At 41.9% G+C, this 25,238-nt stretch carries 14 protein-coding genes and 1 tRNA gene; 7 read left to right on the top strand and 8 right to left on the bottom strand.

The window, feature by feature from the left end:
* Positions 1–509 precede the first annotated feature (509 nt).
* Positions 510–3,164, bottom strand: coding sequence for a type I DNA topoisomerase (gene topA, locus G3R48_RS03225; RefSeq protein ID WP_153663050.1), 2,655 nt, complete (start codon positions 3,162–3,164; stop codon positions 510–512).
* Positions 3,165–3,572: 408 nt separating this feature from the next.
* On the opposite strand from topA, the gene astB reads away from it, so the two are divergent.
* Positions 3,573–4,907 carry an N-succinylarginine dihydrolase gene (gene astB / locus G3R48_RS03220; RefSeq protein ID WP_153663048.1) on the top strand — a complete coding sequence of 445 codons (1,335 nt, stop codon included), beginning with the start codon at positions 3,573–3,575 and terminating at the stop codon, positions 4,905–4,907.
* 97 nt (positions 4,908–5,004) lie between these two features.
* On the opposite strand, the gene bioD is transcribed toward astB, so the two are convergent.
* Genes bioD through bioB form a run of 4 tightly spaced genes read right to left on the bottom strand, consistent with a single transcriptional unit; the run spans position 5,005 to position 9,011 of the window.
* Positions 5,005–5,703 (bottom strand): dethiobiotin synthase, encoded by a 699-nt coding sequence (gene bioD, locus G3R48_RS03215; RefSeq protein ID WP_212593217.1) that lies wholly within the window; start codon positions 5,701–5,703, stop codon positions 5,005–5,007.
* Positions 5,704–5,722: 19 nt separating this feature from the next.
* Positions 5,723–6,736 carry a methyltransferase domain-containing protein gene (locus G3R48_RS03210; RefSeq protein WP_228497365.1) on the bottom strand — a complete coding sequence of 338 codons (1,014 nt, stop codon included), beginning with the start codon at positions 6,734–6,736 and terminating at the stop codon, positions 5,723–5,725.
* Between the two features lie 47 nt (positions 6,737–6,783).
* On the bottom strand, positions 6,784–7,893 hold the full coding sequence (locus G3R48_RS03205; protein WP_228497363.1) for an aminotransferase class I/II-fold pyridoxal phosphate-dependent enzyme: 1,110 nt from the start codon (positions 7,891–7,893) through the stop codon (positions 6,784–6,786).
* A 53-nt stretch (positions 7,894–7,946) separates the two neighbouring features.
* Positions 7,947–9,011, bottom strand: coding sequence for a biotin synthase BioB (gene bioB / locus G3R48_RS03200; protein ID WP_153663042.1), 1,065 nt, complete (start codon positions 9,009–9,011; stop codon positions 7,947–7,949).
* A 98-nt stretch (positions 9,012–9,109) separates the two neighbouring features.
* Here bioB and bioA point away from each other — a divergent pair, with 98 nt between their 5' ends.
* The 3 genes from bioA (at position 9,110) to G3R48_RS03185 (ending at position 15,468) form a co-directional block, all read left to right on the top strand.
* On the top strand, positions 9,110–10,483 hold the full coding sequence (gene bioA, locus G3R48_RS03195; protein WP_153663040.1) for an adenosylmethionine--8-amino-7-oxononanoate transaminase: 1,374 nt from the start codon (positions 9,110–9,112) through the stop codon (positions 10,481–10,483).
* Positions 10,484–11,380: 897 nt separating this feature from the next.
* A complete protein-coding gene (locus tag G3R48_RS03190; protein ID WP_153663038.1) occupies positions 11,381–14,335 on the top strand; it encodes a TonB-dependent receptor in 2,955 nt (984 codons plus the stop codon).
* Positions 14,336–14,589: 254 nt separating this feature from the next.
* Positions 14,590–15,468 carry an NAD(P)-dependent oxidoreductase gene (locus G3R48_RS03185; RefSeq protein WP_153663036.1) on the top strand — a complete coding sequence of 293 codons (879 nt, stop codon included), beginning with the start codon at positions 14,590–14,592 and terminating at the stop codon, positions 15,466–15,468.
* 299 nt (positions 15,469–15,767) lie between these two features.
* Here the strand turns inward: G3R48_RS03185 and G3R48_RS03180 are convergent, their stop codons facing one another.
* Positions 15,768–19,187 (bottom strand): hybrid sensor histidine kinase/response regulator, encoded by a 3,420-nt coding sequence (locus G3R48_RS03180; RefSeq protein ID WP_153663034.1) that lies wholly within the window; start codon positions 19,185–19,187, stop codon positions 15,768–15,770.
* A 253-nt stretch (positions 19,188–19,440) separates the two neighbouring features.
* Here G3R48_RS03180 and acs point away from each other — a divergent pair, with 253 nt between their 5' ends.
* From acs to G3R48_RS03165, 3 genes are all read left to right on the top strand, one after another.
* Complete coding sequence (acs, locus tag G3R48_RS03175) at positions 19,441–21,393, top strand: acetate--CoA ligase (RefSeq protein WP_153663032.1); 1,953 nt, start codon at positions 19,441–19,443, stop codon at positions 21,391–21,393.
* 124 nt (positions 21,394–21,517) lie between these two features.
* The gene (radD, locus tag G3R48_RS03170; protein ID WP_153663031.1) at positions 21,518–23,293 is read left to right on the top strand and encodes a DNA repair helicase RadD; all 1,776 of its coding nucleotides are present in this window, start codon (positions 21,518–21,520) and stop codon (positions 23,291–23,293) included.
* 131 nt (positions 23,294–23,424) lie between these two features.
* Complete coding sequence (locus tag G3R48_RS03165; RefSeq protein WP_153663029.1) at positions 23,425–23,685, top strand: GrxA family glutaredoxin; 261 nt, start codon at positions 23,425–23,427, stop codon at positions 23,683–23,685.
* Between the two features lie 53 nt (positions 23,686–23,738).
* Here G3R48_RS03165 and G3R48_RS03160 read toward each other — a convergent pair whose 3' ends face one another.
* The gene (locus tag G3R48_RS03160; RefSeq protein ID WP_153663027.1) at positions 23,739–24,878 is read right to left on the bottom strand and encodes a DcaP family trimeric outer membrane transporter; all 1,140 of its coding nucleotides are present in this window, start codon (positions 24,876–24,878) and stop codon (positions 23,739–23,741) included.
* 184 nt (positions 24,879–25,062) lie between these two features.
* A tRNA-Lys gene (locus G3R48_RS03155) sits at positions 25,063–25,138 on the bottom strand.
* Positions 25,139–25,238: the final 100 nt, after the last annotated feature.

Here is a 25,238-nt window from a genome sequence, read left to right as displayed (position 1 = left end):
GAGCTAAACCAGCAACTCACTTCCAGAAATTAGATAGCATTACTTTAACAAGCTTAAAATAGACTGCCTATCCCAGAATTGACGGAACATATTCAACGTTATCAATAATAGACGCTAAATTAGACAACAGGTATTCAAGACGAATGTAACAACTTTGTTTGTTTTCATCTGTGGAGATCTTTTTGATCGACAGCCAGCTTCTATATCAACCTCGCTATTGCTTAACTTGATGACATAATGCATCTTTATTTATCAAAAAAATGTTCACCTACTAATTTAACAAAAATGTAAAAAGGTGACATTCCATTGAAGCCATTGCACTGACATTAATTTTTGTTAACCGTACCATAAACAGTAAACTGCATAACACTTTTAAGACTAAGGTCGACAAGTTGCTGACAAAACAAACCAATTAACGGATGGTCAACGCATCCGGACAATTTGCGGCAATAAAAAACCCAGTTTGCACTGGGTTTTTAGATGTACTCATTGTTTGAATACTAATGCGATTACTTTTTTGCTTTGGCTTTAGGTTTCGCTTTTTTCTTGGTGCTTTCAGCGACCCATTTTCCACCAATATACTTAGCTGACCAACCAGAAGCTTTACCGTCTTTCTCACTGGCAACATATTGTTCTTTGGTTTTACGGCTAAATTTGACCATGGCTGGATTACCATCTTCATCTTCAACAGGCGCGTCTGCTAAGAACTGATACTTAGGCCAAAGTTGTTCACGATAAGTCACCAGCTCTGACACCAACGGTGCACGAGTTTCTCGTGATTTAGGGAACGTACTGGCGGCAAGGAAAATCCCTGCTGCACCATCACGAAGCACAAAGTGTGCATCAGACTTAGTACATTTTAACTCTGGCAAGAAGATGGGGTCTTCTTTTGGTGGCGCCGCTTCCCCACTTTTCAGCAGTTTACGGGTATTTTTACAATCAGCGTTGGTACAACCGAAGTATTTACCAAAGCGGCCATTTTTAAGCTCCATGTCATTGCCGCATTTATCACACTCAATAATTGGACCTTCATAGCCCTTAATTTTGAATGTACCTGTTTCAACTTCATAGCCTTCACATGTTGGGTTATTACCACACACATGTAACTTACGAGTTTCATCGATTAAATAACTATCCATTGCCGTTCCACAGATATGACAACGGTGCTTAGCACGTAATGCCTCAGTTTCTGCATCTTCGTTATCACTGACGGCTTCTTCACCTGGTGTGAGGTTCATGGTCGTCTTGCAGCGCTCTTTAGGCGGTAATGCATAACCAGAACAGCCTAAGAATACCCCTGTTGAACCAGTACGAATACCCATTGGGCGACCACAGGTTGGACACTTAATGTCAGTCAATACCATTTCATTCGGGCGCATACCGCCTTCTGAAGGGTCAAGTTCTGCGGTAGCTAACTGCTTGGTGAAGTCGCCATAGAAACCATCAAGGACTTTTTTCCACTCTAATTTGCCATGAGCAACATCATCTAAGGTTTGCTCCATGCTGGCGGTAAAGTCATAGCTCATTAACTCTTTAAAGCTATCAACTAAACGTTCACTGACAATTTCACCCATTTTTTCAGCAAAGAAACGGCGGTTTTCAACCTTGACATAACCACGGTCTTGAATCGTTGAAATAATGGTTGCGTAAGTTGATGGACGCCCGATACCTCGTTTTTCCAACTCTTTAACTAACGATGCTTCACTGTAACGAGCAGCTGGTTTGGTAAAGTGTTGTTTTGGCATAAGTTCGTCAAGTGACAAACTATCGCCTTTATTGACAACCGGTAAGGTTTTGTCTTCTTCGTTCTTTTTGCTCATTGGCGGCTGAACACGCGTCCAACCATCAAAGCGTAAGGTTCTTCCACTGGCTTTTAGCTCATACTCACCTGCTGTCACAGTCAGACGAGTGGCATCATATTTAGCAGGTGTCATTTGACACGCTACAAATTGACGCCAAATAAGCTCATACAAGCGCTGTGCGTCGCGCTCCATGTCTGACATAGAAGCTGATTGCACTTTTACATTTGACGGACGAATCGCCTCATGTGCTTCTTGTGCACCTTCTTTGCTGCCATAACGAATAGGATCGCCAGGTAAGTATTTGTCGCCAAACTCACTGCCAATCATTTCACGGACATTATCTAGCGCTTCTTGGCTCAAGTTGGTCGAGTCGGTACGCATATAAGTAATATGCCCAGCTTCGTATAAACGCTGCGCCATCATCATGGTTTTTTTAACACCAAAGCCTAATCGCGTACTCGCAGCCTGTTGCAGCGTTGAGGTAATGTAAGGCGCTGATGGCTTGCTTGAGGTAGCTTTGTCGTCACGCCCCGTCACGGTATATGTTGCATCTTTTAATGCATCAACTGCCACTTGGGCTTGGGCTTCATTAACCGGCGTAAATGCAGCAGACTGGAATTTACTGACTTGAAGCTTCAAGTTTTCCGCTTTGCTCGTACTAAGCTGAGCATGAATATCCCAAAATTCTTCGGGAACAAAGGCTTTAATTTCGCCCTCACGTTCAACGACTAAGCGAACAGCAACTGACTGAACACGCCCAGCAGATAACCCGCGAGCCACTTTTTTCCACAATAATGGTGACGCCATAAAGCCAACAACACGGTCAAGGAAACGACGCGCTTGCTGGGCGTTTACCATATTGGTGTCTAACGTTGAAGGTTGGCTAAATGCATCTTGGATGGCACTTTTGGTGATCTCATTAAATACCACTCGTTGATACCGCGAATCATCACCACCAATGATTTCTTGTAGATGCCATGCAATGGCTTCTCCTTCGCGGTCCAAATCCGTTGCGAGATAGATTTGGTCAGCAGACTCTGCTAACGCTTTAAGTTCTTTAACAACCTTTTCTTTGCCAGGTAATATTTGATAGTTAGCTTCCCACGATTTATGAGGATTAACCCCCATACGTGCCACTAAGGCTTTTTGATCGCGTGCCTTCTTATATTTGGCTTTTTCTTCTGGCGACATTTTGCGGACTTCCGCAGCTGTTTTTCCTGATTTAGTGCCGTCAGAAGTTGACGAAGTCGGCAGATCACGGATGTGACCGACGCTCGACTTAACGATGAATTCTTTACCAAGATACTTATTAATAGTCTTGGCTTTGGCCGGTGATTCGACAATAACTAGCGATTTACCCATAGATTTAATAGCGCCAAATAGTCTCAAAAGGATATAAAATTGGTTACATATATAGAGTGTTGCGACGAGAGTTTCAAGTTAATCCCTCTTTTATGTGTTCATAGTGCGATTTTTTAATCAATTTAAAAAAATATAAAAAATATTTTTGCGTTATTAAAAACTAATCTGTCATTTTTAGGGAGCTTAGATACATAAATGTGCATTTTTAATCACTTTTGTGATTTTGTATAAAAATAATACACCTTGTTAAGCATCCATCCATCAGTATACTGGCGGTCAATTATCGTCAACAGCAATTAGCACCAAATACAATTAGCACCAAATACAATTAGCACCAAATACAATTAGCATCAACAGCGATGGATGCTAACAACAAAAATAATAAAAATCGGATTTCAAGGAAAAGAAATGAAGCATTTCGAAGCAAATTTTGATGGCCTTGTTGGCCCTACCCACAATTATGCAGGTTTATCGTTTGGTAATGTTGCTTCTTATAACAATGCTGCTCAGCACTCAAACCCGAAAGCGGCAGCAAAACAAGGTTTACAAAAAGCCAAAGCGCTGGCTGATTTAGGCATGGTACAAGGCGTACTTGCGCCGCAGGAGCGTCCAGACTTATCGACACTGCGCCGAATCGGCTTTAGCGGCACAGATGTACAAGTTTTATCGGATGCGGCAAAACAAGCCCCTGCGCTGCTAAATTCATGTTGCAGTGCATCAAGCATGTGGACAGCAAACGCCGCAACAGTATCGCCTTCTGCAGATACTCGTAATGGCAAAGTCCACTTTACGCCAGCTAATTTAGTTGACAAGCTACATCGCAGTATTGAGCCACTTACTACAGGTAATATCTTACAAGCCACATTCAATGATGAACGCCATTTTCAGCATCACCATCATTTGCCCGAGCATGCCCACTTTGGCGATGAAGGCGCTGCGAATCACACCCGTTTATGTTCTGATTATGGTCACGCTGGTGTTGAGCTGTTTGTATTTGGTCAATCAGCTACTCAAGCCAATATGCCTAAACCCGCTAAATTTCCAGCAAGACAAACCTTAGAAGCGTCACAAGCTGTATCTCGGTTACATCAGCTTGATGAAGAGTCATGTGTGTTTATGCAGCAAAACCCAGAGGTTATTGACCTAGGGGTATTTCATAATGATGTCATTTCCGTCGGTAACCAGAATGTGTTGTTTTATCATGAGCAAGCCTTTCTTGACACTCAATCAAAGTTTGATGAAATACGCCGTAAAATGAATACCAATGTGCATTTTATTAACGTCGCCACCGAGCAAGTCGCGATTGCCGATGCCGTTAAAAGCTACTTATTTAACACTCAGATTATCACTTTGCCTAACGGCAACATGGCCATTATTGCGCCATCAGACTGCCAAGAAAACCCCGCTGTACACGCTTATTTAAATGAGTTACTCACGCTTAATACACCGATAAAACAAGTATTGTATTTTGATGTAAAACAAAGCATGCAAAATGGCGGCGGCCCAGCTTGCTTACGGTTACGCGTAGCGATGAACGAACAAGAAGTTGCCGCGGTTAATCAGCACACCTTGCTTAATGATGATGTATTTAATCGATTAAACCTTTGGGTTGATAAACACTACCGTGACCAACTTGCTGTAAGTGATTTAGCCGATCCACAATTGTTGATTGAATCTCGAACTGCATTAGATGAGCTCACCCAAATTTTAAAATTAGGTAGTGTTTATCAGTTTCAGCGTTGATTGACTTAATTGCTCTGTTAGTTTCCCAATTATCCAGCACCAACTGAATATAAAAAAACCGCATTATATGCGGTTTTTTTATGGCTCTATTACGGCGTTAATTTAGTGCAGCGATATCAAGGTAACTTGCTGCATTTTCGGCGCTAGGGCACGATAAGTGCGGTACATAACCTAAAAACGGGGCATGCATCATTTGTTGTAAACTGGCTAAATTGGCTTCTATTTCACTCATGTTGCCATCAACTTGGTTAGCAACCCAACCGGCAATATGTAAGCCATCATTCTCAATGGCCAATTGTGTTAACAGCGCATGGTTCAAGCACCCCAGCTTCATGCCGACAACAATAATAACCCCAACCCCAACATCAAGTTGCTGAGTTTGCTGCACGTGACGATTAAGGGCGATGACGCTGTGGGATAAATACTGCTGCTCCCCAAGTGGGAGCAACCACCCACCCGCACCTTCAATTAAGGCAAAGTCAGCTTGTAATAACGGCTGACTGATTAAATGCGATGTCACTTGTTGCGCACTCAGTGTTTGCCCTATTTGCATAGCTGCTATATGCGGTGCAATCGCAGGCGCAAAACTAATAGGATTCACTTGTTGATAATCAAGCACCATATTAGCTTGTGCCATTAACGCCAAAGCATCGCTGTTTCTTAATCCTTCTGGCGTTGCTTCACAACCCGATGCAATGGGTTTAAAGCCACAGGTTTTACCTTTTGCGCTAGAAAGTAAAGCCGATGAAATTAAGGTTTTACCACTGTCGGTGTCGGTTCCGGTAACAAAAAATATCATTTATCGACTCACTTATTTATTGATGATTTTGGGCGTGAATTAACGCAATATGATAAGTAAGTGGAATGCCTTTCGCGGTTCTTAAACCCTGAGCTAACTCAATCCGCTTTAACCATTGGCTTTTACTTAAGGGTTTTATTTTGCTTGTCGCGTTAACGTCATCGACCACTGAAGCTCCTACGCCTTTAATTGAATACAACAAGCTTTTTAAATCTTCAAAATAAACCGTTAATTTAACGACTTTGGCATCAAGTAGCTGCCAAGTCGCATGTGGTTTCGCATTAGCCGGCGGGGTTAACTCACCGGTCATGTTATCCACACGATCAGCTTCATTGTGCAAATTGCTTTGATATCCATAGTTAATACCCTGCGTTTTTTGTGCTGGCGCTAGCTTAACTTCATTACAATGTTCAGCTTCGATATGCTCATTCACACCAAAGGCATTTAACATGCTAGGCATGTGCATAAACTGATTAACTCTAAAACCCAGTGCTTTTAATTCAGGCAGGCTGCCATCGGCAACCACGGCTAAATGACAAGTCCCTAACGGCCGAAGTAAGCGCTGAATTTGAGTGATGGCGGCATGGAAGTCATCACACCACTGCAATGCTAAATTTGAATAAATACTATTAGCACTGTTAAGCATCAGCGTGTTATTTGTAGGTGTATTACTTATAGACGTGTTGTTTGTAGGCGTGTTGTCAAGCGCATGAGAAGTAAGCGTGTCATTGGCAACAAAAAGGTGTTCAACATTGGCGCACACGCACTGATATTGCGGAAAGTGTGATTTCACTTGCGCTAACATTTGCGGAGCAATATCTACCGCAGTAATCTGATTTACCTCACTGAACAGACTAAAATCGGTGCCAGGACCACAGCCAATATCAACTAAATGCCCACTGGCATATTGCGGCGTTGATAACATAAACTGTTGCAATAAGTCAGCGCTTAAACGCTGTACAACATCATGCTTTTTATACTGTGATGCCGCATGAGAAAAAGCATCAGCCACTGGGTTATCTACCATCATGATTATTTGTTACCACTTAAAAATACATTCATTATCAATGTGTCAAACTACGCATGACCCGCTGAATTAATTTCAACTGAAATTGCCTCTAACAGCTGTTCAATTTGTTTCTCAGTGTGTTGACTATTAAGTGTCACCCTTAATCTTGCAGCCCCTTTCGGCACTGTTGGTGAGCGAATTGCGCCAACAGCAAAACCTTGCTCAGCCAATTGCTTAGCAATGAGCATGGTCGTTTGGTTATCACCAATGATAACGGGTTGAATTGCACTATTTGAGTGGATTAATGTTATCCCATGTTTTGCCGCTGCCGCTTTAAAAAAGCGAATATTAGTGGCTAAGCGCCTGCGCCGCTGCGGCTCATTGTTTAACAATTTAAGTGCACTTAACGCAAGATGGGCACTGGCTGGTGATAAAGCGGTGGAATAAATATAGTCTCGTGCATTAGCCACTAAAAACTCAATCACCTCGTTTGACGCTAACACTGCAGCACCTTGACAACCTAACGCTTTACCAAATGTCACCACTTGAATATCGGCAATGGCTGCATTTGTTGCACTTAACTGTGTACTGATATCGCCAGTCACTCCAAAGCCGTGAGCATCATCAACCACCAGCCATGCTTGATATTGCTGGCACAATTTCGCCATAGCCATTAATGGCGCGCCATCGCCGTCCATACTAAAAATGCTTTCGGTGACCACAATGCTATTAGGGTATTGTTGTAGCCGAGTTTGTAAACTGGTGAGATCGTTATGCAAAAAACGGCTCAATTTAGCGCCGCTGTGCTGTATACCATCGATAATAGAGGCATGAATAAGCTTGTCGGTTAACGCCACATCATTAGGCGTCAACAAGGTATTCATAAGTGCGCAATTTGCGCTAAAGCCAGAACTAAACAACATACAAGCTTGATGTCCAGTAACTTGGCAAAGTTGTTGTTCCAATGCTTGATGAGCGCTTGAATAGCCTGAAACCAAAGGTGATGCTTTACTGCCAACCCCGTACTGTCGTGCACCTTGATAAAGTGCATCGGCAAGTAAAGGCTCACTGGCTAACCCAAGATAATCATTATGACTAAAATCAACCATCGATTGCGGCGACAGTTTACGTTGTCGTAATTGATGTTGTTTTTTTTGCGCCACTAACTGCGTCTGCATTTTTTCGCTTATCGGATGCAATTTGGCGCATATTGAAGAAGTCATATTGCGATTTACAGCGCTGCAGCATCGTAAAATTGTTTTGACTGACGGTCTTTATTGGCATTAGCTTTGGCTAACATTTTAGATTCATTGTCTAAATCAGCTTCATTAACGGCACTTGGGCCTTGTTCAGGATGCAAACCTAAACGAGCAAACATGGCCAAATCGTCGTTTTCTTCAGGATTTGCTGTGGTCAATAATTTACATCCATAGAAAATAGAGTTCGCACCAGCAAAGAAGCACATTGATTGCAATTCATCGCTCATGTTTTCACGGCCAGCAGACAACCGCACCCGTGACAGCGGCATAATAATACGCGCCACCGCGATGGTGCGCACAAACTCCAGCGGGTCTATATCATCAATGTTTTCAAAAGGCGTACCAGCTACTTTAACCAACATGTTAATCGGCACAGAATCAGGATGTTGAGCTAAATTGGCGAGTTGTTGTAACAAACCCGCACGGTCTGTGGCTTTTTCGCCCATACCGACTATCCCACCAGAACACACTTTCATACCTGAAGCACGCACATTTGATAATGTATCAATACGGTTTTGATAGGTACGAGTGGTGATAACGTCACCATAATATTCAGGTGAAGTGTCAAGGTTATGGTTGTAATAATCTAAGCCAGCTTGCGCTAATTCATCAGACTGTGTTTTAGATAACATGCCTAATGTCATGCAAGTTTCCATGCCTAATGCTTTTACATCTTTCACCATTTGGGTCAAGTACGGCATATCACGCTCTTTGGGGTTACGCCAAGCTGCGCCCATACAAAAACGCGATGCACCAGCTGCTTTTGCACTCTTAGCTTCGGTTAGTACCTTATCAATTTCTAGTAAGCGTTCTTTTTCTAGGCCAGTGTCATAACGCGCACTTTGCGGACAATATTTACAATCTTCAGGACAAGCCCCGGTTTTAATCGACAATAACCGACTGATTTGGACTTCGTTAGGATCAAAATTCTCACGATGAATACTGTGCGCTTTAAATAATAAGTCATTCATAGGCAGCGCAAACAGGGCTTCAATTTCTGATTTAGTCCAATCGTGACGAACGATAGCTAACGACATAACATCTTATCCTTTTTATAATTTATGTTGGCTAGGATACTGTCAGGCCGTAAACTGTCAATCTGACCAGTGGCAGCAACTATACTAACGGTTAAATAATGAACAGTGATAATTTACCTCAATTAACAACTGAGATCGATTTTGAATTCGACCAACAACATATTTGGCATCCTTATACTTCAATGACACTACCGGTAAGCGTCACAGGCGTAACATCTGCCAAGGGGTGCGAATTAACCTTAAGTAATGGCGACACCGTAATTGACGGAACGAGCTCGTGGTGGGCGTGTGTACATGGTTATCATCACCCAGACATTATTGAAGCAATGCAAACCCAATTATCAACATTAAGCCATGTGATGTTCGGCGGATTAACCCACGCCCCCGCCATTAATGTTTGTAAACGTTTAGTGGATGTAACCAGCGCGAATTTAACCAAAGTGTTTTTAGCTGATTCAGGCTCTATCTCTGTTGAAGTGGCCATTAAAATGGCCATTCAATACTGGCAAGGCAAGCAGCACGTTCAAGTTGGCGGCCAACAGGTTCGCACCCAAAATAAACAGCGCATATTGACCGTCAAAGGCGGTTATCATGGTGATACATTTGCAACGATGAGCATCTGTGACCCTGACAACGGCATGCACACCATGTTTGGTGACACACTGATCAAACAACTGTTTGCTCCAACCCCAACTTCGGCCTTTGGTGACACTGTTTCGGCGCAAGACACCCAAGCACTAGAAGCCATCTTACAAAACCATCATCAAGATATTGCCGCATTTATTATTGAACCAATAATGCAGGGTGCTGGTGGAATGCACTTTTATTCAGCCGAATACTTAAAGGCTGTTAGAGCCTTATGTGATAAATATCAGGTGCTGTTGATACTTGATGAAATAGCAACGGGGTTTGGCCGGACGGGTAAATTATTTGCCTATGAGCATGCCGGCATAGAAGCAGATATTTTATGTTTAGGCAAAGCATTAACCGGCGGTTACATTAGCCTAGCAGCCACCATGTGCACCGATGAAGTCGCATTAGGTATTAGTCAGTCACCTGCTGGCGTATTTATGCACGGACCAACTTTTATGGCCAACCCACTTGCCTGCGCTGCTGCCGAGGCAAGTATTGCTTTACTTCAAAAGGGTAACTGGCAGCAACAAGTCAATGCAATCGCTCAGCAAATGCAGCAAGAGCTTGAACCAGCACGGCAATTCGCTCGGGTTAAAGACGTGCGGGTACTCGGCGCTGTTGGCGTGATTGAAATGGAGTGCGCGATTAATATTAGCGCTCTACAACAAGCCTTTATTGAACTTGGTGTGTGGATCCGCCCTTTTGGCCATGTTATTTATATCACCCCGCCTTATATCATTACATCCAAGCAGTTAACAGCCCTGACTCAAGCAATGAAAACCATTATTAAAAACATGACAATTGAGCAAGCCGCTGGTAATACTCACAGTAATGGGTAAGTTTGTAAGCTGCTTATATAAAGTAGAAAATGGTGAGTAACGAGTAAGTTATTCACCATTTATCACGCGGCTCAATGCTGATTTAAATGAGAGAAACTAATCATTGTTATTGACTGTTACCGTAAACGACGAAAAGCACCAACCACTGTTCAAAATATTGCTTAACTGACAAAGCTTTCAGCCTCTAACTTTCCCCCTTCATGTTATATGCTCAACTATAACATCTTCAATTGTGAGGCGATTAGCGACTAAGGTCATCGACAACTATCTTTTCTTCATGGTTTTCAAGCTTGAGTTCGACAACATACTACAAACACCTTTCAAGCCGCTTTGTGCACTTACCAAGTGCACACAACAACATATTGATTGCAAACCGGCGTGTAAGTACCACTGCACGATTACGCTTGGTTATTTGTGCAATTCAAACAACCCATTTAGCCCAATGACACTTTATCCCCTTACAAAGCCGCTACTAATAAACAAAACCCATTAATACCCTGTCACCGCTCACTTGCCACAACACAGCGACTTACCAACAGGTATAACCAATAACCTGATAAGACAGAAAAAAACAACCAATAAACACCAAGGTTATGACCAATTGTTAATACCAATAAAATCCCTTCGTTAATCTCGCCAATTTGTTTGCTGCAGACCTCAAAACCGCCTTCCTAAAAACCACTTTGATAACAACAGCATTCCTTTAAACCATGGCAATTAACCCGAATCCAGTTTAACTAGAAATACTGTATCAGTACTTACAATTGTTAACCAGATGGTAATAACAAGTTGCACGACCCGGTAATGTGTTATATAAATGTTGCAGCTATTAAATGTGCAATTATTGGTCATACAACAAAATGACCTTACCAACAATAAATCCTTTGGGGAGGAATTATGAAGTTGAATAAAATAAGTAAGTTGTTTAGTGGGGCAAAAAATAAAGCCAATAATGTCACCTTGTTTGGTGCCACGTTAACAGCAGCTTTATCAATGCCAGTCATGGCAGCAGAGCCTGAATCAACGTCAGCGTCACAAGAACAGGAAATGGAAGTCATTGCTGTACGCGGGATTTTTGGCAGTCTAAAAAAGGCCAATTTACTTAAGCGTACTGACGAACGTATTGTTGATGCCATTGTTGCTGAAGACATTGGTAAACTACCAGACAACAACATTGCTGAAGCACTACAACGTATTACTGGTGTATCGATTGAGTCTGATTTCGGTGTTGGCCAAGAAGTGACTATTCGTGGTATATCAGAAAACTTAATATTACTCAACGGTCGCTCTACTGCTGGCTCTGGTCGTGGTGGTATTGGTTTAGATGATTTCCCATCAAGCTTCTTAAAAACGGTAGAGGTGATTAAGTCGCCAACACCTGAGATGATTGAAGGCGCATTAGGCGGCACGGTTAATATGCAAACCATTCGTCCATTAGAGCTATCTGAACCTTTAGTGGCCATTACATTAGATGGTGAATATGCTGATAAAACTGAAAATGTAGCACCTAACTTTTCAGCGGGTATTGGTAACAACTGGGATTTAGGCGATGCAGGTAGTTTTGGTGCATCGGTAAATTTGTCGTATTTAGACCGTGAAATTCGCCGTGATGAGTATTTCAATAAAATTGATTTACAAGACAATATTGATATCAATGGCGACGGCACAATTGATGATTCAAACGGTCCAAACGGTAAATACCAACGTTACACTCAAACCACCGTTGAGCAAAAAACTGAAGAACGTGAACGTACCGCGTATGGTATATCACTGCAATGGGCGCCTGTAAGCGAAGAAGCAAGTATCTATTTAGACATTAACGCCACTAAGCTTGATGGTGGACAAGCCGCCTACTCTATTTTAGATGTTGGCGGAAACGTGGTCGCTAGAGACGACTCATATTATGATGCCAATGGGGTCTTACATAACTATGACTTAGATGGTGTGTTGGTTATTCCAAAAACATGGAGTGACTTCACCACTGATGATTCTACTTCACATGCATTAGGTGGCGAGTGGAACATTACTGATAATATTGAATTAGCCGCTGAATACTCAATCTCAAAATCAGAGCAACGCCAAACAGCATCTGAGTTTAACCTTCGTCCAATTGAACGTACACCACCCACATTAGACCTTATCACTCATACCAGCACAGGTAGTTTCACCTCTGGCAGTGGTATTCCTGGGTACACATATGCTGACTCAGGCATGCTTTCAAACCCTGACAACTTGGTTTTCCGAGAGTTTTTCCATAAAACCATTGATTCAGATAATGAAGAACAAGCACTACGATTTGACTTTAAAATTAACGATATCGGTTTAGATTTTGTCTCAGCAGTTAAAGCTGGTGTCCGCTTTACTGACCGAGATTATTCATCGACTCGTTATGACTTAAAGCCAAATGGTAACACCTTAAAAGATTCATATAAACGTGCTACCGATGCTAACGGTAACTACAGCCCAACTTGGATTGATGACCCAATCTTAAGTGGAACATTCACCTCAGTAGATTTAAATAACTCATTCGATCAAACCGGTATTGCTGGTCAAAATGACTTATTAAATTACTATGTTTACGATGCAGAGCGCCTAAAAGATGCTGATGCGACTTATTTGTTAGTGCAACAAATGCTTCAAGACACATCCTATGCAATGTCAGGTTCTTTAGCTGACAATATGGTTGAAGATAACGGCGCTTACAAAGAAATCAATGAAAAAACCAGCGCAATTTATGCCCAATTCCATTTAGATTTTGACGATTTAACCGCTGTATTTGGTGGTCGTTATATTAAAACTGAGCTGGAATCGAGTGTTGTCGACTCCATTGATGCTAACGGTAATAAAGTTCTTACAACAGGTAAGAATGACTACAACGACTTTTTACCCAGCTTAAACGTCACCTATACCTTAACTCAAGATACATTAATGCGATTTGGTGCGGCAAAAGTGATGCGCCGCGCAGACTTTGGGGAGTTAAGCCCAGCGTTAGAAATTGATAATTCATTAGTCACGGGGACTCAGGGTTCTTATCAACTTGAGCCATACCGCGTCACTCAATATGACCTCTCTTTAGAGCATTACTTTGAAGACGGGCTAATGTCAGCAGCGATTTTCTATAAAGAAGTCAACTCATTCACCCAAACAGACCGAAGCTGTTTAGCCGATTCAAGTACCGTCAGTGGCCAAAACACGACTCAGTGGGATAACATTTGTTTGTTAGATACTGCAGGCCAAAGCCAAGGCGACATTAACTTTGCGACCACAGATCAAGGTTTAGCCTATGTTGATGCAGAAAAAGCAGCAGGCCGCACAGGTATTGTGATTGATACTGATGTCAATGGTGGCAGCGGTGAAGTTAAAGGTTTAGAGCTGGCTTACATGCAGCAATTTACCTCATTACCTGGCATATGGTCTGGTTTAGGTATAAATGCCAACTACACCTATGCCGATAGTGAACAGCCTGATGGTAATCCGTTACTTAAAATCTCTAAAAACACCGCTAATGCTCAATTTTATTGGGAAAGTGAAGATGTTCAACTTCGCTTAGCTTATAACTGGCGTGACCGCTATCTTGATGACCAAGTGGTTAAACGTGTTCAAACTGTTGGTGAGCTTGGCTTAAATAACTCAGACACCAGTCTCGATCCAACGGTTGGTAATAGTTACAGAGAAGCCAGAGGTCAATTTGATTTCTCTGCTAGCTGGGACATCAACGACACATTCACTGTTGTCGGTAATGTCGTTAACTTAACCGGTGAACCAATTGAATACACGACAGAATTAGACTCTACATGGCTATATAGTGAAGCAGACCGTCGCTATACGTTAGGTGTTCGAGCAAAATTCTAAACGATTGACACAATCACTGTTGAACTCACGCTTCCGTTCAGCAGTGATTTTTTTATTCCTTCAGCTGTACAGAAATCACTCTGATTACATTTTAAATACAACATTAATTGTTTTATGAGCTTTTATATGTCCAAAAACATGAAATTGGTCAACAAATATCATTGGCAAAGCTTATCCTATTTGTAATACAATTAGGTCAACACAATGATAAATCTATTTCAGATTTGTAGATACCCAATATTTAGGAGTTAGTTATGACAAAGCCAGTCATCGGTTTTATCGGCCTTGGTCTTATGGGCGGCAACATGGTTAAAAACCTGCAGAAACGCGGTTATGAACTTAATGTAATGGATCTAAACAAAGACGCAGTTGCAGCATGCGTTGCACGTGGCGCTAACACTGTTGCTACTGCAAAAGAACTTGCTGAAAAAAGTGACATCGTCATGTTATGTTTAACAACATCTGCTGTTGTTGAAAAAATTGTTTACGCAGATGATGGTATCTTAGCGGGTATTAAAGAAGGCGCTGTTTTAGTTGACTTTGGTACTTCTATCCCTGCTTCAACTCGTAAAATTGGTGCTGACCTTGCAGCTAAAGGCGCAGGTATGATTGATGCACCTCTAGGTCGTACGCCAGCACACGCGAAAGATGGTTTATTAAACATCATGGCCGCAGGTGATTTAGACACCTTCAATAAAGTTAAACCAGTTCTTGACGACCAAGGTGAAAACGTATTCCATTTAGGTGCGCTAGGTTCAGGCCATGTGACTAAACTTGTGAACAACTTCATGGGCATGACCACTGTTGCAACGATGTCTCAAGCATTTGCTGTTGCACAAAAAGCGGGGGTTGACGGTCAACAGTTATTCGACATTATGTCAGCAGGTCCTTCAAACTCGCCATTTATGCAGTTCTGTAAATTCTACGCTGTAGATGGCGAAGAAAAACTTGGCTTCTCAATTGCTAACGCAAACAAAGACCTTGGTTACTTCTTAGAAATGGTTAAAGATTTAGGTACTGAATCATTAATCGCTGAAGGCACATCTAAGAGCTTACAAGCTGCAGTTGATGCAGGTCTTGCTCAAAATGATGTACCTGTATTGTTTGATTACTATGCAAAACTAACTAAATAAGTGACCCTCTTTCACTTATTTGGCCACTAACATACCTGTGAGTAAGTTAGCAAAATAAACCTTGCTTGAGATAAATTGCCATTGGCATATTTATATCGGCAAGGTTTTTTATTGCGCCTAAAGCAAGGTTTAATAAATAACACAAAAGCCATAAAAATATGCGGCTTTATGCTAGCCCCACAAACTAGATGCCGCAAAAAATGTTGATAGCATTTAACACCCCAAACAATACATTTATTAAACCTTTTGGATAAAAACAAGCTACAAATCAATATAAAAGCCAGATGTACTGTTATTGTTTATTTCACCAGACTCGACATTAATGCCCTTAACGCAGCGGGTTTAATCATTTTAGCCATATAGTGATAACCGCGTTTTTCTACATCTTCCACTAGCGTTTTACTGGTGTTAGCCGTAATTAATATGCCTTGTATATGCTCGCCATAACGAGTGCGAATACCATCAAGCGCATCAACACCATTTTGATCATCATCTAAATGGTAATCAGCCAACACAATATCGGGGGCAATGCCTTTTAGCCCTAATTTTATCCGCGCATCGGCCAAGTCACTGGCACACACCACCTCACATTGCCAACGCTGTAGCAGTGATTCTAAACCAGCAAGAATGGCGGGTTCGTTATCAATACAAAGCACTTTTACACCCGCAAGTGGATGCATAATCTGTGGCATGGGCTTAATCGTTTGAGTACCAAAACTGTGCCCAAGTGGGACTAATATGGAAAACACCGAACCTCGCCCGACCTCTGAGCTAAGTTTAATTTTATGTCCAAGGACTTTGCTAATTCTATCAGCTATAGCTAACCCTAACCCTAACCCACTAACATTGCGGCTACTTGGGTGATTAAGGCGTTTAAATTCTTGAAAGATTTCTTCCGTTTTATCTGCTGCAATACCACAACCTGTATCAATCACTTGGATTTCAAGCATGTCTTGGCGTTTCCGACAACCTAACAACACCCGCCCGCCTCTGGCATATCGGTATGCATTAGTTAAAAAATTCTGCAAAATACGTCTTAATAAAGCCGGGTCAGAGTGCACCGTCATTGGGCGAATATGGTGACTAAAGCGGATATTTCCATCTTGGGCCATTGCCTTAAATTCAACGGCTAAACCATTGAGAATGTCTGACACCGCAATATCGCGGCGATTGACCTCAACCCCACCAGCATCAAGTTTTGAAATATCTAACAAATCCGTTAATAATTCACCCGCGGTTTTCAATGAGTTATTAACGTGAGAAATGGTCGTTTTTGCTTCTAAATCTAAATTGGGATACTGCGATAATGAAGCAGTAAATAACCTTGCGGCATTCAACGGTTGCATTAAATCATGGCCAACAGCGGCTAAAAATCGTGTTTTAGACGCATGAGCTTGCTCTTCTTGCGCTTTTGCTTCAAGCAGCTCACTATTTAACATGGCTAATTCATAGGTGCGTGCTTTTACGCGCTCTTCAAGTGTTTCATTGGCTTCTTTTAACGCCTTTTCTTGTAAGCGGTACTGGGTGATATCGGTAAATGTCATCACAAAGCCACCACCAGGCATTGGGTTGCCTTGGATTTTAATCACTTTGCCATCTTTACGTTCTCGCTCTGAAATATGTGCACTGCCATTGCGCATATGTTGTACCCTAACAGCCACTTGTTCTTCTATATCGCCTTTACCACAAAAGCCTCGAGCGGCGTTAAAACGGATCACTTCCGCAATTGCCATTCCTTGCTGTAAAAAACCTTCAGGGTATTGATATAGTTCAGCATATTTGTAATTCCAAGCCATTAGGTTTAAGTCTTTATCTACCACACTCATGCCTTCATAAGCATGCTCAATTGCGCCGCGCAGCATATCTTGGCTGAGGATAATTTTTGATGATGCCTCGTCTACTAAACTAAAAACTTCATCCAGCGCTAAGTCTCGCCCTTGCAAGACAGACTCCATCACTAATGATGCACTTGATGCGCCAAGCACCCCTGCCAGTAGATGCTCCGTGTGAGCGATTAAATTTTCAGATGCGGCTTTATTGGAGGTTTCAGGTTTAACGACATCAGGAGAGTAACGACTGAAACTGTCAAAAGCGCGAGTTGGACTAACAAAGCGACTGGCAAGAATAAGTAAGTCTTGTTGTGAAATTGGCCCTTGATATTTACCGTTATTGGTTTTTAAATGTTGCGACTTAACAAAATTACTGGTTTGCATCCGTTCAGCAACCCCAGCTCTAAACCACACAGAGCCCCAAATATAGCAAATAATATTGGCACCCAGCGCGATTAACGTATCACTAATATGTGGATTAATTGATGCTAAGAAACCAACATCCTGACCAATAAGCCTTGCTTCACCCGCCCCTTGAAGCAAGATAAAACACCACAAACTAAAGCCAATAGCTAAACCTAAAAACACCCCAGAACGATTACCGTATTTCCAATACAAACCGCCAATCAAAGCGGGGGATAATTGCGCAAATGCACCAAATGACAACATGCCAAGGTTAGCTAATGAATCACTTTGTGCTAGCAACATAAAGCTCAAGTAACCACAACCGAGGATAAGTACAATCGCAAGACGACGAACGTTGAGCAGAAAATAAGAAAACTGACTAAAGCTTTTATTACGAATGAGCCCTGTTTTAAGCATTATGGGGACAATCCATTCATTACTTATCATCACACTTATAGTCACAACAGCCACGATCACCATACCTGTTGCCGCAGATAACGTACCCAGCAACGCAATAATGGCTAAAAAAGGTTCATCTAAGGCTAAAGGAAGATTTATGACATAAGAGTCGCTGGGCACGCTATCACCTAGAAGCAATTTTCCGGCTAACGCTAACGGCGCAATAAAAATTGCAAATAAGCCAATATAAATAGGGAAAATCCAACGGGCTTTTTTTAAAACACGCTCACCAGCACATTCAACCACCATCACATGAAACTGTCTTGGCATACACAGAAATGCCGCCATGGCGATGATTAACTCAGGTAAAAAAGCGCTAATGCGCAGCTCGCCAGCTTCAATGACACCTTGTGCAGACGCTTGCTGCCAAATATCCCCAAAGCCATCAAAATAACCAAAAGTAATAATGGCGCCTACCAATAAAAAAGCACTCAACTTCACCAATGACTCAAAAGCAATGGCCACCATCATGCCGGGATTATGTTCAGTTGCATCTAACTTTCGAGTACCAAATAAAATGGCAAAGACAGCCAAAATAACCGTAATAAGTAACGCCATAGCAGCAGAACTGCCGGAGCCAGGGGCACTATGAAATAGATTTAAACTCAACATCATAGCCTTAAGCTGCAATGCAATATATGGCATGATGCCAAACACGGAAATGAGCGTTACTAACGCTGCTAACGTTTGGGATTTTCCATAACGCGCGGCGATAAAGTCCGCAACAGAGGTAATATTTTGTGCCTTTGACACCACCACCATTTTACGCAGTAAACCAAAACCAAACGTGAAAATAATAATAGGCCCAAGGAATATCGGTAAAAATGACCACAAGTCACTCGCGGCTTGACCAACAGCGCCCAAGAATGTCCAAGAAGAGCAGTAAACCGCTAAACTTAACCCATAAATCCAAACTTGAACTTTATTTGTAAGCTTGCTAAACCAACGCTCAGCTCCCCATGCAATGACAAATAGCAGTGTCACATAACAAATGGCAATTACACCAACAATGAGGGTCAAGTTCATAACAGTCCAGTTTGCTTATGTTTTAAGGCAGAATTTCACAACTAGCATGATCATTCGTTAACAAATAATCAAGGTGATTTTTGCATCACTTTTTTTCATCACCATTATAAAGCCGAACAGTTTTATCCACTGGCTTAATCACTTGTAACAAACTAAATAAAAGGGAGTTTTAAAAACTAGACCAAGGTCTAATAGTGTTAGTAACCCTTTGCGGACGATACTTTTAGCACGCCATTTTAGAAAGGGAAAAACCATGAGTTCGCAGTCTCTGTATCAAGTTCCTAGCAATATTGCTGACAATGCACGGGTTAACAACGACCAATATAAAACCATGTACCAGCAGTCAATCGTGAATCCTGAAGGTTTTTGGCGTGAACATGGCCAACGAATTAATTGGATTAAGCCCTACACCAAAATTAAACAAACCTCATTTGATGACCATAATTTATCAATAAATTGGTTCTATGACGGGACGCTTAACGCATCCGCAAATTGTTTAGACCGTCATTTAGAGGCCAATGGAGATAAGGTTGCCATTATTTGGGAAGGCGATGACGCTAACGAACAACGAAAAATCACCTATAAGCAATTGCATTGCGATGTGTGTAAATTTGCCAACGCGTTACGCAGTCAAGGTGTCGTTAAAGGTGATGTTGTCACCATTTATATGCCGATGGTGCCTGAAGCCGCTGTTGCAATGTTAGCTTGTGCCCGCATTGGCGCAATTCACTCAGTAATTTTTGGCGGATTCTCTCCTGACTCTATTGCATCACGTGTTATTGATGGAAAATCAAAAGTGCTTATTACTGCTGACGAAGGCATTCGAGCCGGCAGAACCATTGCCTTAAAAAACAGCATCGACGACGCCCTAACGAACCCTGACGTTAATTGCGTTGAGAAAGTCATTGTTTTAAAACGCACCGGCGGCGATATCAGTTGGCAGCAAGGCCGTGATATTTGGTGGCATGATTTAGTTGATGTGGCATCTGAGCATTGTGCCTATGAAGAAATGGGAGCTGAAGATCCGTTATTTTTATTATATACCTCAGGCTCAACCGGTAACCCTAAAGGTGTGTTACACACTACTGGCGGTTATATGGTTTACGCCTCAATGACTCATGAGTATGTTTTTGATTACAAACAAGATGAAGTTTATTGGTGTACAGCTGATGTGGGTTGGATTACTGGTCACTCTTATATGGTTTACGGTCCACTGGCTAACGGTGCAACCATTTTAATCCATGAAGGTGTCCCTAATCATCCAAGCCCTGCCCGATTAGGTGACATGGTCGACCGTCATCAAGTGAATATTTTATATACTGCGCCTACTCTCATCCGCGCATTAATGGCTGAAGGTAAAGAACAATTTACCAACTACAGTGGCAAATCATTACGCATAATGGGTTCAGTTGGTGAACCCATTAACCCAGAAGCATGGCGTTGGTACCATGAAGTCATCGGGCATGAACAATGCCCTATTGTTGATACTTGGTGGCAAACAGAAACAGGCGGCGTGCTCATTAGTCCACTGCCAGGCGCTACTGACACAAAACCAGGTTCTGCAACACGCCCTTTCTTTGGTGTGCAACCTGCACTAGTTGATAATATCGGAAATATTATTGACGGTGCGGCAGAAGGTAATTTAGTGATATTAGACTCATGGCCCGGGCAAATGCGTACCGTATTTGGCGACCACGACCGCTTTGCCCTAACCTACTTTAAAACCTTTAGAGGCATGTATTTTACCGGTGACGGCGCCAAACGAGATGAAGATGGCTATTACTGGATAACCGGCCGAGTTGATGACGTTATTAACGTATCAGGACACCGCCTAGGCACTGCAGAAGTTGAAAGTGCATTAGTGGCACATGAACTCGTTGCAGAAGCTGCCGTGGTGGGTTATCCACATGACATTAAAGGCCAAGGTATTTACGCTTATGTCACCTTGTCACGCGGCATTGAAGCAACTGAAGAGCTCAGACTTGAATTAAGACAATGGGTAAGAAAAGAAATCGGGGCATTAGCGACACCAGATCTAATCCAATTTGCAGGTGGCTTACCTAAAACCCGCTCTGGGAAAATTATGCGGCGCTTCTTACGTAAAATAGCTGCCAACGAGATAACTAACTTAGGTGATTCATCCACGTTAGCCGACCCCGCGGTTATTGATACCCTTATTGAAACAAGACTCAATAAAGTCGATTAGTCATATTCAATTAACCATTGGATTATTAACAAACCTGATTGAAAAATATCTCCCCATTAGCCCTTCACTTGAAGGGCTTTTTTTATGTTAATATCCGCACATATAACACTAACAGAGCAATAAATTGCCCACGTCAACCAAGCTTACATTACGTGACTATCAGCAGCAGTCAGTTGATGCCGCAATACAGCACTTTAAAGGTAGTCAAGATTCTGCGGTCATTGTATTGCCAACAGGGGCAGGAAAGAGCATCGTGATTGCGGAATTAGCCCGCATTGCCAAAGGTAATATTCTTATCCTTACTCACGTTAAGGAGTTGGTGGAGCAAAACGCCCAAAAAGTAGAATTACTGACAGATAAAGCCAGTATTTATTCGGCAGGGTTAAAGCAAAAGCAAGCAACAGGCAAAACAGTTGTCGCCAGTATTCAGTCATCGGCAAAAGCAGTTGAAAAATTTAACCAACCATTTTCATTGGTTATTATCGACGAATGTCACCGTGTATCAAATGATAAAGATAGCCAATATCAAAGCTTACTTACCCATTTACGCCATGCAAACCCTGCGATAAGACTATTAGGCTTAACAGCTACGCCATACAGACTGGGCATTGGCTGGATTTATCGTTTTCATTATCACGGTAAAATCGGCAATACCGAAAAGCCCACCTTTGAAAAGTGTATTTTTGAATTACCCATGCGGCCATTGATCAAAAAAGGCTTTCTAACTCAGCCTAAAATATTCGATGGCTTGAGCGCCCAATATGATTTTAGCGCCCTATCACCATCAAATTCAGGTGAATATCCTGAGCAACAACTTAATTCGTTACTCAATCAACAAGGCCGTGCAACAACGGCTATTACGCAACAAATCATTTCATTAGCACAGGCTAGAAAAGGGGTCATCATTTTTGCGGCAACCGTGCGCCATGCCCAAGAAATAATGACCTTGCTTGATGATACAGCAGCATTAATTACCGCTAAGACGCCGCATGATGAACGTGACGACATTATTATTCGATTTAAAGATCAGACATTAAAATATATTGTCAATGTGGCTGTGTTAACAACAGGCTTCGATGCGCCACACGTTGATTTTATTGCGATATTACGCCCAACGGCTTCTATTAGTTTATTTCAGCAAATGGTGGGGCGAGGTTTACGCTTATTTAAAGATAAATCACATTGTTTGGTCATTGATTACGCCGCTAATGGTTATGACTTGTATTTCCCTGAAGTTGGCCACGCCAAACCTAATAGTCGCTCCGTGCCAGTACAAGTTCATTGTCCTGTCTGCCAATTCGCCAATACTTTTTGGGGCATTGTCGATAATGACGGTGATATTGTTGAGCATTTTGGCCGCCGCTGCCAAGGTACAATCCAAGCTGAGCAATCACCACCTAATAAAAGTGCCGATCTAACGGTTAAGCAATGTGATTTTCGTTTTCGCTCAAAACAATGCCCTGACTGCGGCGCAGAAAATGACATTGCAGCAAGAGTATGTCAAAGCTGCCAATCTACCCTTATTGACCCTGACAAAAGGCTTAAAGAGGTTTTACAGTCTAAGCACCATCATTTATTTAAATGCCAGCAAATGGTGTTAAGCCAGCTAGAAGAGCAACTACAAGTACAGTATCTTGATATTGAGGGTAATGATTACACCCATAAGTATCGATTCGAAACCCAAGCCCAACAACGGGCATTTTTTGCCACTTTCGTGATACCTCATACGAAAACGCCCGGGCTTCTTCACCCGCAATATCGAAGTGTAAAAGATGTGCTTCAGGATACAAGCCGCTTTCGTAAACCGGACTTATTACTATTAAAGAAAAATAATCATCGTTGGGATGTTGTTGAGTCTTATTTTGACTACCAAGGGCAATATAAAACGAGCTTTAGTTAACCTGTTTTAAAACATATCGGAATAACTCATTACCGTTGATTTTGTTGGTTGGATTAATGTATCGCCAAATCGGTTATGTATTACCAAAAAGGTATGGTATAAATTGCTCATATTATTAAGTAGGAGTCGTTATGTTTGTTGTTATTTTTGGTCGCCCTGGGTGTCCATATTGTGTTCGTGCGGTTGAGTTGTCAGAAAAACTAACAGAGCAACGTGAAGATTTTAAATTTAAATATGTCGATATTCACGCAGAAGGGATCTCAAAAGCTGATCTGTCTAAAAGTGTCGGTAAACCTGTAGAAACAGTACCGCAAATCTTTATCGATGAGCAGCCTATTGGTGGCTGCACTGAATTTGAACAATATGTACGTGAAAATGGTTTACTAAAATAACCAGTGCACGTAAAAGCCCGTATCCACGGGCTTTTTTTATTTAAAAGTACATGTTAAAGCACATATTTAGCAGAGAAAATCACTCGGTTTAAATCTCCATCGCTACCATCTTCTCGTTTATTTAAGGCATACATATACTCAACCCCGAACGTTAACGGTTTAGACGGTGAATATAATAAGTTTACATAACCTGAGTAAGCGGTTTCATTGACACTATTACCGGTTAATGCCGTATCGTTATCTGCCTTAAAACCAGATAATGTCAAACTTGATCGCCATTGACTATCCCACCAATGACGATAGGCTACATAGCCACCCATCGAGTCAATCGCTTCAATTTCGCCATTAGCATTAACAACCCCAGCATTAGCATAATTTAACCCAAGGTAACGGCCTAGCCCCTGTCCATAAGTGGCGGAAAATTTAAGGTCATCATCTCCAACAGGAAGCATCCCTGCCACACTCGCACCAAAACCAAGTTCGGTTGAATCAATGGTGCCTTGCTCTACATTAAGTTGACGCGCAATTGCCGAAAATGACATTTTAGCACCGCTATCAGTATGATAATTATAACGAGCAACAACATCAGGCATCATTCCGTTACCACTAACAACGCGATCGCCGCCGCCATAAGGTGTAACAGTTGTCTCAGGATTTTCTAAAGCAAATTGCCAATGTCCATTGGTGTAACGCACCATACTTTGCCTAACAAACACAGCACCATCAGTAGCACCAATAAAGTCTAAATTTTCAGGTAACGCACCTGGATTTTGAAAGGTGGTCCAAGTTTGACCAACCGTCCAGTTATCATAGCTAACAATGGCATGACGAATACGAGGTGAATAACTATTTGATACCCGTTCATTACCATCAGAATGCGTCATAAAATCAAGTTCGATTAAACCAGTGAGTTTATGGCCATTTACATCTGTTGCGGTTTTAAAATTAAACCGAGTTTCTCTTGCTTGAAAGTCTACCACTTGTTTGCCATTACCATCGGTACCATAAATAGTACCAGGCACATAAAACTGCCTAGATAATTGCCCTGATGCTGGCGCGCCATTACCATAACTACTGAACATGACATCCGCTTTTATGTAACCACCAAAAGTCATCTGTGTATCGGCATAACTTGGTGCGGTGGCCATAAATAGCGCAGAACTGATTAGCACACTTACTTTTGAAATATTCATCCTTGTCTCCCCAATGATTTTAATTATAAATCACATATTAATATGGGTTGTTTAGAGAAAATGAATATTAGCAATAAGTCTATAAGACTAAAGTTTTTGGCACGATTTGAAGGATTCGATGTAACATTGCGATATGGGGAATACAAACAAAAAATAGGATAAATTAGGGACAAAGAAGAAAGAGTGGTGGGTCGTGAAGGATTCGAACCTTCGACCAATTGGTTAAAAGCCAACTGCTCTACCGACTGAGCTAACGACCCATCTTAGTTTTATCAATACTAATTGTATTGAATGGAATAAAAGCCAACTGTCTGATTGAACATCCAACTGAGCCAACACCCACATCTGGTTTTACGTAAT

Origin of the sequence: Shewanella intestini, assembly GCF_018221465.1 — a bacterium.
In the GTDB taxonomy this organism is placed as follows: Bacteria; Pseudomonadota; Gammaproteobacteria; order Enterobacterales; family Shewanellaceae; genus Shewanella; species Shewanella intestini.
This window is presented reverse-complemented; position numbering and strand designations above follow the sequence as displayed.